Origin of the sequence: Daeguia caeni (genome assembly GCF_042653845.1) — a bacterium.
Classification (GTDB): domain Bacteria; phylum Pseudomonadota; class Alphaproteobacteria; order Rhizobiales; family Rhizobiaceae; genus Brucella; species Brucella caeni.
In genome coordinates this window covers 1-11,177 of record NZ_JBHSEL010000098.1, presented here as the reverse complement: position 1 = coordinate 11,177, position 11,177 = coordinate 1, and the positions used below count along the sequence as shown (strand labels likewise).

The window sequence follows — 11,177 nt, the reverse complement described above, 5'->3', positions numbered from 1 at the left end:
GTCATCTGATCCTCCGTAGTTTTTGCAAACATAGAGAATCATAAACTACTGAAATCGCTCAACTTAATTTTAGGTCGGGCTCTTAGATCAAGGGCATAGTCATGCACTTGTTCAATCGCCGCCAGATCAAAGGTTGAAGCCCCGACTTTGAATTCAATGACAATAATAGCATTTGGCAATGCTATGATCGTATCCGCACGTTTCCCCATTCGGGGTATCGCGAACTCAAAGAGAATGTGCGCTTGTGGTGTCTGCACGATAGCTTCTTTGATCAGGGCAATTTGTTCAAGCCATGCATGTCGCTGCGAATGCTCAAGCGCAAACCCATGTGCGCGTGTTAGCTCTCCTAAGATGAATGATGCATCTGCTTGGAGAAATTCAGAGGCTGTCGCTTGATAGTAGGCTTTCCGCATATCGGTACTCTGCCAAATAATGTGCAGCAAAAATAGTTTATTTGAAGCTTTTATTCACCTGAACACGGAAAGAGTAAAAGTTGCCTAGCGTGCCCTCTGAGCCATGCGCGGCATGACAGGCATCGCTTTGTTTATCCCGTTGATACTACGCGCGTTGCGATAAAATCTTATTTTCCCTGTGCATTTAGCGCCTTTGTCGGATGAAGTGGCCTGACAAGCGCGTCTGGCTTGTTTATTGCGCTGCGCAAGGATCACCGATCAGACCCCAGACCGCTCCATCCTTCCCTTGAGCCCGCTTGATGAGAGATCACTTTTCAGGGAGCAGGCATGCCTCATTTGCGCGGCATATGGCATTTGCGGTCTAGCAGAATTAATGTAACCGGATGAACAATTCCGCAGCGCGATGAAAGGTTTCGTCATGTTTGACATGATTGTGAAGAATGCCAATCTCCCCGATGGCCGTCAGGGACAGGATATCCTGATTTTGGATGGCAGGATTGCCGATATTCTTCCAACCAGTGATCAGCATCAGGCAAAACAGATCATTGACGCCAGCAATTGCCTTGTCTCGCCGCCTTTCGTTGACCCGCATTTCCACATGGATGCGACTTTGTCGCTCGGTCTGCCGCGTCTCAACCGTTCCGGCACGCTTCTCGAAGGCATTGCGCTCTGGGGCGAGCTGAAGCCAACCCTGACCAAAGAAGCTATGGTGGAGCGCGCGCTTCGCTATTGCGATCTGGCGGTTTCACAGGGCCTTCTGTTCATCCGCAGCCATGTCGATGTCAGCGATCCACGCCTGCTGACGGTGGAGGCCATGCTTGAAGTGCGTGAACTGGTCAAACCTTATATCGAGCTCCAACTCGTCGCCTTCCCGCAGGATGGTTATTATCGTGCGCCGGGTGCGGTTGAGCTGCTTGACCGTTCGCTTGACATGGGGCTCGATATTGTCGGCGGCATTCCGCATTTTGAGCGCACCATGGCCGATGGTGCTGCTTCGCTGGAAGCCTTGTGCCGCATTGCAGCTGAACGCGGCCTTCCGGTTGACATTCATTGCGATGAAACCGACGATCCGATGTCGCGTCATGTCGAGACACTTGCCGCCCAGACCATTCGCTTCGGTCTACAGGGCCGCGTTGCCGGCTCGCATCTGACCTCCATGCACTCCATGGACAATTATTATGTCTCCAAGCTGATCCCGCTGATGGCGGAAGCCGAGATGCATGTCATCCCGAATCCATTGATCAACATCACGCTGCAGGGCCGTTCAGACACTTATCCAAAACGGCGCGGCATGACACGCGTGCCGGAGCTGATGGCGGCCGGAATCAATGTTTCCTTTGGCCATGACTGCGCGATGGATCCCTGGTACTCCATGGGATCCGGTGACATGCTGGAAGTCGGTCATATGGCCATTCATGTTGCCCAGATGACCTCGATTGATGCCAGAAAGCAGGTCTTTGATGCGCTGACTGTCAACTCGGCCAAGACGCTCGGCCTTGAAGGCTATGGCCTTGCCAGGGGCTGCAAGGCCGACATGGTCGTGCTGCAGGCGCGTGACCAGCTTGAGGCCCTGCGCCTCAAGGCCAATCGCCTCTTCGTCATCAAGGCCGGCAAGGTGATTGCCGAAACACCGCGCCGACTGAGCAGCCTGCATCTGGAAGGCCGCCCAGCACAGGTGGACAGCGCCGATTACGCGCCAACCGGCGCAATCTGAGCGCAGACAGACCACGGCAATCCCGGAAAGGCTTACGGATCACGTTCGGTTTTCCGGGATTGGCAGGAAACAAAGAAAACAGTGCCTAATATTCAGGCGACCTATGAAGGCGATTGAAAATGAGGCATAATTGTAAGAGAGAGATGATATTACCGATACGCTCCGCACGAATGGCAAGGTAATTTATCAAATCAGAAAAGACCAACTCAACCATCCAAGAGGGGAGCCGTTATGGCTAGAATATCCTTGTTTACCCGCCGTTCCATTCTGGCAATGTCTGCGGTGCTCAGCGTCACCGCCTTGTCATCGGGCGCATTTGCCGCTGAGGAAAAGCTGAAGGTTGCCGGCATTCACGCCTCGCCGGTTGAAAATGCCTGGAACTCCCGTCTTCACGAGGCCCTGAAACAGGCCAATGATGAAGGCGTGATCGAATATGTCTTCTCCGAAGGAGTTTCTGCCAGCGACTATCCACGCGCCATGCGCGAATATGCCGAACAGGGCATCAAGCTCATCGTCGGCGAATCCTATGCCGTTGAACGCGAAGCACGTGAAGTAGCCAAGGACTATCCGGGTACGACCTTCCTGATGGGCTCTTCCGGCCAGCCGCAGGGCGACAATTTCGGCACCTTCGGCACATGGAACTATGAATCGGCCTATCTTGCCGGTATGCTGGCAGGTGCGATCAGCAAGACCGGCACCTTTGGCTCGGTCGGCGCCATTCCGATCCCGGAAGTCAACATGCTGATCAACGCCTTCCAGGAAGGCGTGAAGGAAACCCGCCCAGATGCGAAATTCACCGTATCCTATATCGGCACCTTCTTCGACCCGCCAAAGGCACGTGAAGCTGGACTTGCCCAGATCGACGCCGGCGCAGACATCCTGTTTGGCGAACGTATCGGCACAGCTGACGCTGCCAAGGAGCGCGGCATCAAGGCTATCGGCTCACTCATCGACTATACGGAGCGTTATCCGGACACCGTCTTTGCCAATGCGATCTGGAATTTCCGTCCGATCCTCGATGCAGCCATTGCCGATGTGAAGGCTGGCAATCCGACGGGCAAGGATTACACCCCGTTCAGCCTGATGAAGGAAGGCGGCAACGATATTGCCTATGTCAAGGGTGTTGCCCCTGCCGAGGCCGAAGCCAAGATGGAAGCACGCCGCGCCGAAATCAAGGAAGGCAAGTTCACCGTCCAGCAGAACCCGGCTGAACCGAAATAATCACGAAAACAGGACGGCCAGGCAGATTGATCGGCCGTCCTGTTCATCTCCTGCCCGGTTCCGGCACTGATACGCCGCCGAAGCTGCGGCTCATGATCATGGAAGCAAAGATGCAAGATGCGCTCGCACTTGCCGCAGCGATTGCTGAAGGTAAATTGTCCGCCAGAGAAGCGATGAATGCCGCGCTTGCGACGGCCCTGCAATGGCATCATCTGGGCGCGATTGCCTTTCTTGATGAACATCCCACCATTGCCGAGCCTGCAAGAGAGGACAGAAATGCCCCCTTTGCCGGTGTCCCCTCGCTGTTCAAGGATCTTGGCGGGCCATGCAAGGGTTTACCCATTCGTCTTGGATCAAGGGCCTGCGCCAATGCCTCCACCGAGCTCGACTCGGAAATTGCAGTCCGCATGCGGGCGGCAGGCCTCAATTTCTTCGGCACCACGACCGTGCCGGAATTCGGCATGGCGCTGGCAAGCGAGCCGGCAGTGGGCCCGATTGCACGCAATCCGCTTGATCTTGGCCTTTCACCCGCAGGCTCATCCGGCGGAGCGGCTGCCGCTGTTGCAGCCGGTATTGTCGCCATTGCCCATGCCACCGATGCCGGCGGATCGATCCGTGTGCCTGCCGCTGCCTGCGGTCTGATCGGGCTGAAACCAAGCCGTGGCGCGATGCCGGCTGGGCCGCATTTTGGCAATTATCTTGCCGGCATTGCCAGCGAGTTTGCGCTTTGCCGCTCCATTCGCGATGCTGCCGCTCTCTTTCCGCTGGTAAGCGGCAAGGCCGAAAGCTTCTTGCCCGATCCTTCCCTTGCAGCAGCCGAAACGCAATCCTGTCGCATCGGCATGATCCTTGATGATTTGCCCGGCCGATCCGTATGCGACGACAATCGCCAGACCGTGCTTGAAGCAGGCCGGCTTCTCGAAAAACACGGGCACCAGATCACGACAGTCAGCGCGGCAACACTTGCTCCCCTGCTTGAAAAGAGCGCCATTGGCTTTGACCGCATCATAGCGGCCAATCTCGCACATGCTGTTGATCAGTATGGGCTGGATATTGCCCAGTTTGAGCCATTGACACAGGCGGTTGCCCGACGCGGCAAGGCTCTTTCTGCCACTGAACTTTATGCGGCACTGCATGACTGCGTGCTGGTTGCGCATCAGCTATGGCAGATCTTCCGTGACATTGATGTTCTGATCACGACGATGCTGTCGAAAGAACCTCTGCCGATTGGCTCTTTCCCGATGGATCATGATGATGTGGAAGCCCATTGGCAACGCATGCAGGATTTTGCGCCCTATGCGGCACTTGCCAATATCTCCGGCTTCCCTGCCCTGTCCATGCCGTTTGGAACAAACCGGAACGGCCTGCCCATCGCCGTGCAGTTCATCGCGCCCATGGAAGCTGATACCATCCTTCTCCAGCTCGGTCATCTTCTAGAGCAGGATCAGCGCTGGCAACATAAATTTCCCGTCGCGGGGTTATCATGACAACAGTTCTTGAATTGCAGGACATCACCAAGCGGTTTGGCCACCTTACGGCCAATGACAATATTTCACTGCGACTGGAAAAGGGAGAAATTCTTGCCTTTCTTGGCGAGAATGGTGCCGGCAAGACCACGCTGATGAATATTCTTTTCGGCCATTATGTGCCGGATGAGGGACGCGTCTTTGTCAAGGGCAGCGAATTGCCGCCGGGCAAACCGCGCGCGGCCATCAAGGCCGGTCTTGGCATGGTGCATCAGCATTTTACCCTTGCCCCCAATCTGACCGTGCTGGAAAATATCATGACCGGCACGGAAAGCCTGTGGAAGCTGCACTCGGATCGCCGACAATCGGCGCAGAAGGTAAGGGAAATTTCCCACCGTTTTGGTCTTGAAGTCGCTCCCGATGCCCGGCTTGGCGATCTTTCGGTCGGCGAACAACAGCGCGTCGAAATCCTCAAAGCGCTCTATAATGATGCCGATATTCTCATCCTCGATGAGCCTACGGCCGTTCTCACGACACAGGAAGCGGAAAACCTGTTCAGGACGCTGAAAGAGATGGCGCGGCAGGGGCTCTCGCTCATCTTCATCTCGCACAAGCTGCATGAGGTCATGTCCGCTGCCGACCGGATCATTGTGCTGCGCGGCGGCAAGATTGTTGCCGAGCGCAAGGCGCAGGATACGTCCAAGGAAGAGCTGGCCGAACTGATGGTCGGCCGCCGCGTATCGCGCCCGGCGCGTGCGCCGTCCACACCGGGCGACATCCTGCTTGAAGCACGCAATGTAACGGTAAAAGACGGTTCAACCACCCGGCTTGATGATATCAGCTTCCATGTCCGGGCTGGAGAAACGCTTGGCATCATCGGCGTTTCCGGCAATGGACAGGCTGCGCTCGGCAATCTGGTCTCGGGCCTGATCAAGCCCGCGCAGGGTGAACTGCTGATGTTCGGCGAAGCGGTCAGTGTCTTTGATCCACGCCATTTTGTGGCACATGGTGTCGGCCGCATTCCGGAAGACCGCAATACGGACGGCGCCATTGGCGACCTGACCTTATGGGAAAACGCCATTCTGGAGCGCGTGCGCGATGCCCGCTTTTCCAATGGGCTTTTCGTCAACCGGCAGGCCGCGCGTGATTTCACCGCGCGCATCATCAGGGATTTTGACGTGCGCGGCGGCACACCCGACAGCCGCATCCGCCTGCTTTCGGGCGGCAACATGCAGAAACTGATCCTTGGTCGCAATCTGGAAACGTCGCCGCGCATCCTGATTGCCGCCCAGCCGACGCGCGGCCTTGATGAAGGTGCAGTTGCAGCCATTCACGGCCGTATTCTTGAAGCGCGCCAGCAAGGCGCTGCCGTGCTGCTCATTTCCGAAGATCTCGATGAAATCATTGGCCTTGCCGATCGTGTGCAGGCCATCGTCAAAGGCAGGCTGTCACCTGCCATCGATGCCAATGAAGCGAATGCCCAGCGTCTTGGCCTGATGATGGCCGGCGAATGGAACATGACGAAAGAGGAGCAATAACAATGCGTATCGAGCGTCTCGAAACGCGGCCTGTCCTGTTGATAGCGCTGGCTCCGGTGCTTGCCATTCTTGCCGCCTTCCTTCTTGCAGGCCTGCTGATTGCGGCTGCCGGCGCACCGATCCTTGAATCCTTCCGCCAGATCGCGATTGGCGCCTTTGGTTCGCGTCTTTCCATCAGCGAAACCCTGACACGTGCAACCCCCTTGATGCTCACAGGGCTTGCAGCCGCAGTCGCTTTCCGCTCAAAACTCTGGAATATCGGCGCGGAAGGCCAGTTCTACTTGGGGGCGCTTGCAGTTGTGGCCGTTGGCACGCAGCTCTCCCTGCCCTCGGTCATTCTGATTCCGCTCCTGCTCATTGTCGGTGCCATTGCCGGCATGATCTTTCTGCTGGTTCCGCTTGGTCTGCGCCTGCGTTTTGGTGTTGATGAGGTTGTCACTACCCTGCTTCTCAACTTTGTCGCCACATTGATCGTGTCGATGATGATCGAAGGCCCGATGAAGGATCCGCTTGCCTTTGGCTGGCCGCAATCAAGCCCCGTACCAGACAATGCCATGCTGCCGCGCCTTCTGAGCGGCATGCGGCTGCATATTGGTTTCATCATTGCCATCATGCTGGCGCTGATCATCGCCTATGTCCAGAAAAGAACCGTGTTTGGCCTCGAAACCAAGGCAGCAGGCCTTAATCCGCGCGCGGCACGCTTTGCCGGTGTTCCGCTGGCCAAGACCCTTATCAAGGTTGCCTGTATTTCCGGTGGCCTTGCCGGCCTTGCCGGTGCCATTCAGGTCATGGGCGTCAAGGGCTATGTTACGACCGACCTGTCGCCAGGCTTTGGCTATTCCGGCATTGTGGTGGCCATGCTTGCCAATCTCAATCCGATCGGGACGATTTTTTCCGCCCTGTTTGCCGCAGCCATGTTTGTTGGTGCTGATGGCATGAGCCGGGCGATCGGCATCCCCTCCTTCATTGCCGATGTCACGGTCGCGCTTTCACTGCTGACCATGCTGCTTGCACTGTTTTTCACTCAATACAGGATTGCCCGATGAACGAGATGATGGATATCCTGCTGTCGGCCGGGCTATGGATTTCGGTGCTGCGCATAGCAACACCACTCATTTTCGGCACTCTTGGCGCACTTTATTGCGAACGCGCAGGCGTTCTCAATCTCGGCATTGAAGGCATCATGACCTTCGGGGCAATGATCGGCTGGCTGACCGTCTTCAACGGTGCGGATCTATGGACCGGCGTGCTGGTGGCGGCCCTGTCTGGCGCCATGTTCGGCCTGCTTCATGCCGCACTCACCGTCCCGCTTGGGCTTTCACAACATGTGGTTGGACTTGGCATCACGCTGTTTTCATCCAGCCTCAGCTACTTCCTCTTCCGCCTGCTGGTGCCCTTGTCCTCGACGCCACCTTCAATCAAGCCATTCCAGCCCTACAAACCAGATCTGATCGTCAACATCCCCTTTTTGGGAGAAGTTCTGGGTGCACAGACGGCACTGACCTGGATCGCCATTCCGCTGGCACTGCTGCTTGCCTATGTGCTGTTTCGCACCCCGCTTGGCCTTGCCATCCGCATGACGGGCGAAAACCCGCATGCCGCAGAAGCGCAAGGAATCAATCCGATCCGCGTGCGTATATTCACCATCATGTTCGGCTCAGCCCTCATGGCCGTAGGCGGATCATTCCTGACGCTTTCGGCCTTCAACAGCTTCTTCCCCACCATGGTGCAGGGACGCGGCTGGGTCTGTATCGCGCTTGTGGTCTTTGCCTCGTGGCGGCCAGCGCGCGCGCTGCTCGGCGCCCTGCTTTTTGCCCTGTTTGACGCGTTTCAGCTGCGCCTGCAAACCATCTATGGCAAGCAGATACCCTATCAGCTTTTCCTGATGATCCCCTATATCATGTCGATCGTGGCACTGGTCGTCATGGCGCGGCGTGCCCGTGTGCCACAGGCTCTCATGCAGCCCTATCGTCGCGGCGAACGATGACAAAACGGCTGCAATCACTGTGATTGCAGCCGTGATTTCTGATAGTCCCCCTTTTCGGGAGTTTGTCTCTCAAATCAAAAAAGGCCGGAACATGATATGTCCGACCTTTCTTTCGCCTGAACCATGCCTGCCGGTACATCCGCGGTCAGGAACAGTCGGCGTTATTTGAAATCCTTACAGTGGCTGCAGATTGGTTGCTGCCGACTTGCCGGATCTGCGATCCGAAACCACATCGTAGCCCAGCTTCTGGCCTTCCTGAAGACCATAGAGACCGGAACGCTCAACCGCTGAAATGTGAACAAACACATCAGGCGAGCCGTCTTCAGGCTGGATGAAACCAAAACCCTTGGTGGTGTTGAAAAACTTTACCGTACCATGTGCCATTTGAAATCCTTTCAATGTGCAAACTGGAGACAAGGGCCACCGGAATGACCCCATTGATTGACGAAATTGAAAGGAAGACACAGAGAGAATTCAACTCAAAGAATATTCAAAACAAATCCGATGAACCATCATATAGATTGAATGAATAAAAATAGCAATAGATTAATTAAAATTAAAAACGCCCCTATCGGTCAAATTCACGCAACACACTGATTTCACGAGAATATAAATCAAAATTATTTTATGATTCTGTAAATTTATTATCATCACCCTGAAATTACGAAGCCAATTTCAGACTGACAATCAATCAACACATGTTTCATTTGCCGAAAACGCGCCCTAGAATTCTGACTGCGCTTGACCCATTACCGCAAGCTCAATGTCTGGACAGGCCGAAAACGTAAAATATTCGGCATGTTCAGGCCATTTCGACCGATCCACCTTACGGATACCCATGTTTTGCCCGGTTTTCACGACAAGAATAACCGGCAGCGGATGCCGCTGCCGGTATTTTCACCGATCATGTAATTGATCAGCTCTTGATTTCGATCCGCTTGACCTGTGCCTGGGCCTTTTCGCTCTTTGGCAGAGTTATGGTCAGCACGCCATTCTTGAAGCGCGCATCAACCTTGTCCTCCTCGATCTCGGCGCCAAGCGGAATCGAACGCTCGAAGCGGCCATAGAATCGTTCAGAGAACTGCTTTTCCTTGTCTTCCGTTTCGGAACGCTTTTCACCTTTCAGCGTCAGCATGCCGTCATCAAGCAGAACTTCGATGTCCTTCTCCTCAAGACCTGGCACTTCTGCCGTAACCTTGATTTCCTTCGCGCTATCCGAGATTTCGATGCTTGGCCATCCCTTGCCCAAAAATGGAGAAGCGCTGAAGGCAGGAAGGCCTGAACCAAAGCCGCGGAAAACATCATCAAACAAGCGGTTTATCTCACGCTGCAGCGAGAGAAATGGATCCCGCTCATTTTCACGCAAAGAGCCAGAAACCTGGTTTCCATTGTTACGGCCCCAAGAGATCAAATCACGGACACTCATTTGTCTTCTCCTTCAGTTCATAGGCCAATCAGCTCCTCAGGCCGGGCAGGTGCGCCTGCACCTGCCGATCGGCCGTAGAAAGGGTTAGGCTGCCTGCTTTTCGACTTCTATCTGTTTCATTTCGGCGCAGGACGCTGCATCGCCTGTCAGAATTTCGATGCGACGCGGCTTCATTTCCTCTGGCAGCTCGCGCTTCAGATTGATGGTCAGCAAGCCATTGGTGAGATGAGCATCTTCGACCCTGACATAGTCTGCAAGCTCAAAGCGACGACGGAAGGCGCGCCCCGCAATGCCGCGATGCAGATACTGGACATTATCCTTGTCCTTGTTGGCTTTCTGACCTGTGACGAGAAGCATGTTGTGCTCCTGTGATATCGCTAGGTCACTGCTTGAAAAGCCAGCCACGGCTATTGTGATGCGATAATCATCATCACCAAGCTTGACGATGTCGTAAGGTGGCCAGGTCTCGATATTATCAACGCTGTTGGCGGTTTCGAGTGCGTTCAGCATGCGGTCAAAACCAATGCTTGACCGGAAAAGAGAAGAAAAGTCAAAATTCGACCTCATATCCATATCCTCCTATGAAGCAACATGGTTACAAGCCTATATACTGCCATCTACTGGCAGTTACTTGCTTTACCGGCCCTCAACAGGCATCCGGCACAATATGATTTAGTATTACTCAAGATCCTTTCAAGAGATACACTTGCATGAGGAGATAAAAATTTTGCAGGTCGTACATACCGGCCTTCGCCTGTGCAGGTACCCTGACTGTGGGGGCGAACCCCACCCTCCATGCGAAGTGGCGTCAAATTATTGATTTATTGAATATTCATTCACCGTGATTTGGTTTGCGACAATCGCGGCAGCACCGTGCAAGCCTTCAGGCAAACCATCTGGCTGCCTTCCAATTCGCCTACTGGGCTCACATGGTCTTTATGAAGACATGCACAAACCAACCTACGCATGAAAGTTGCGCAACCAACATATTGAAGCAAACAAAAACCGCCCTGAAACGGGCGGTAATTGTTGAGATGCGTGTTTATCAGAATTTATAGGCAATACCCAGACGAATATCGTGCGTCTGGAATTTGTTACGCACCGTACTGACCTCATCATCAAAATAGCTGGTGTAATCCTTGTGGCCATAATCGGTGTAGCGATATTCAAGGCGCGCAATGAGATTGTCCGTCACGGCATAATCAACACCTGCACCCAATGTCCAGCCGGTCATGGTCTTGCTATAGGATGCGGCAATATAATCGTCATCCTCATAGTCTTCATACCGGACCGATGTCTTGACATTGCCGAAAGCAACACCGCCAGCAATATATGGCATCCACCGGTCAAAGCTTAGAGCCCGACCGAAAATTAAGTTGAGCGATTTCAGTAGTTTATGATTCTCTATGTTT

General features: G+C 54.4%; 11 protein-coding genes. 6 read left to right on the top strand and 5 right to left on the bottom strand.

The genetic code is table 11. The features are described from left to right. Positions 1-38: 38 nt before the first annotated feature. Positions 39-413 carry a hypothetical protein gene (locus ACFO1V_RS10100; protein WP_374834480.1) on the bottom strand — a complete coding sequence of 125 codons (375 nt, stop codon included), beginning with the start codon at positions 411-413 and terminating at the stop codon, positions 39-41. A gap of 418 nt (positions 414-831) precedes the next feature. Here ACFO1V_RS10100 and ACFO1V_RS10095 point away from each other — a divergent pair, with 418 nt between their 5' ends. From ACFO1V_RS10095 to ACFO1V_RS10070, 6 genes are all read left to right on the top strand, one after another. After that, a complete protein-coding gene (locus ACFO1V_RS10095) occupies positions 832-2,127 on the top strand; it encodes an amidohydrolase family protein (RefSeq protein WP_374834482.1) in 1,296 nt (431 codons plus the stop codon). A gap of 231 nt (positions 2,128-2,358) precedes the next feature. Next, a complete protein-coding gene (locus ACFO1V_RS10090) occupies positions 2,359-3,348 on the top strand; it encodes a BMP family protein (protein WP_374834484.1) in 990 nt (329 codons plus the stop codon). A 110-nt stretch (positions 3,349-3,458) separates the two neighbouring features. After that, positions 3,459-4,835, top strand: a complete 1,377-nt coding sequence (locus ACFO1V_RS10085) for an amidase (protein WP_374834498.1) — start codon at positions 3,459-3,461, stop codon at positions 4,833-4,835. Beyond that, positions 4,832-6,352: an ABC transporter ATP-binding protein gene (locus ACFO1V_RS10080; RefSeq protein WP_374834486.1), complete on the top strand. Its 1,521-nt coding sequence runs from the start codon at positions 4,832-4,834 to the stop codon at positions 6,350-6,352. The genes ACFO1V_RS10085 and ACFO1V_RS10080 overlap by 4 nt, the downstream gene beginning before the upstream one ends. 2 nt (positions 6,353-6,354) lie before the next feature. Beyond that, on the top strand, positions 6,355-7,398 hold the full coding sequence (locus ACFO1V_RS10075) for an ABC transporter permease (RefSeq protein ID WP_374834488.1): 1,044 nt from the start codon (positions 6,355-6,357) through the stop codon (positions 7,396-7,398). Then, on the top strand, positions 7,395-8,339 hold the full coding sequence (locus ACFO1V_RS10070) for an ABC transporter permease (RefSeq protein WP_374834490.1): 945 nt from the start codon (positions 7,395-7,397) through the stop codon (positions 8,337-8,339). The genes ACFO1V_RS10075 and ACFO1V_RS10070 overlap by 4 nt, the downstream gene beginning before the upstream one ends. A gap of 174 nt (positions 8,340-8,513) precedes the next feature. On the opposite strand, the gene ACFO1V_RS10065 is transcribed toward ACFO1V_RS10070, so the two are convergent. The 4 genes from ACFO1V_RS10065 to ACFO1V_RS10050 form a co-directional block, all read right to left on the bottom strand. Continuing rightward, positions 8,514-8,723 carry a cold-shock protein gene (locus ACFO1V_RS10065; RefSeq protein ID WP_374834492.1) on the bottom strand — a complete coding sequence of 70 codons (210 nt, stop codon included), beginning with the start codon at positions 8,721-8,723 and terminating at the stop codon, positions 8,514-8,516. Between the two features lie 532 nt (positions 8,724-9,255). After that, positions 9,256-9,765 (bottom strand): Hsp20/alpha crystallin family protein, encoded by a 510-nt coding sequence (locus ACFO1V_RS10060; protein WP_374834494.1) that lies wholly within the window; start codon positions 9,763-9,765, stop codon positions 9,256-9,258. Positions 9,766-9,849: 84 nt separating this feature from the next. Then, positions 9,850-10,332 carry an Hsp20 family protein gene (locus ACFO1V_RS10055; RefSeq protein ID WP_374834496.1) on the bottom strand — a complete coding sequence of 161 codons (483 nt, stop codon included), beginning with the start codon at positions 10,330-10,332 and terminating at the stop codon, positions 9,850-9,852. Positions 10,333-10,810: 478 nt separating this feature from the next. Next, on the bottom strand, positions 10,811-11,177 hold a 367-nt coding region (locus ACFO1V_RS10050), incomplete at its 5' end, for an outer membrane protein (RefSeq protein WP_380075098.1).

What these genes read in the sequence shown, in the direction of transcription:
- ACFO1V_RS10100 (WP_374834480.1), bottom strand. Translation starts at nt 413, where the DNA reads ATGCGGAAAGCCTACTATCAAGCGACAGCCTCTGAATTTCTCCAAGCA.
- ACFO1V_RS10095 (WP_374834482.1), top strand. Translation starts at nt 832, where the DNA reads ATGTTTGACATGATTGTGAAGAATGCCAATCTCCCCGATGGCCGTCAG.
- ACFO1V_RS10090 (WP_374834484.1), top strand. Translation starts at nt 2,359, where the DNA reads ATGGCTAGAATATCCTTGTTTACCCGCCGTTCCATTCTGGCAATGTCT.
- ACFO1V_RS10085 (WP_374834498.1), top strand. Translation starts at nt 3,459, where the DNA reads ATGCAAGATGCGCTCGCACTTGCCGCAGCGATTGCTGAAGGTAAATTG.
- ACFO1V_RS10080 (WP_374834486.1), top strand. Translation starts at nt 4,832, where the DNA reads ATGACAACAGTTCTTGAATTGCAGGACATCACCAAGCGGTTTGGCCAC.
- ACFO1V_RS10075 (WP_374834488.1), top strand. Translation starts at nt 6,355, where the DNA reads ATGCGTATCGAGCGTCTCGAAACGCGGCCTGTCCTGTTGATAGCGCTG.
- ACFO1V_RS10070 (WP_374834490.1), top strand. Translation starts at nt 7,395, where the DNA reads ATGAACGAGATGATGGATATCCTGCTGTCGGCCGGGCTATGGATTTCG.
- ACFO1V_RS10065 (WP_374834492.1), bottom strand. Translation starts at nt 8,723, where the DNA reads ATGGCACATGGTACGGTAAAGTTTTTCAACACCACCAAGGGTTTTGGT.
- ACFO1V_RS10060 (WP_374834494.1), bottom strand. Translation starts at nt 9,765, where the DNA reads ATGAGTGTCCGTGATTTGATCTCTTGGGGCCGTAACAATGGAAACCAG.
- ACFO1V_RS10055 (WP_374834496.1), bottom strand. Translation starts at nt 10,332, where the DNA reads ATGAGGTCGAATTTTGACTTTTCTTCTCTTTTCCGGTCAAGCATTGGT.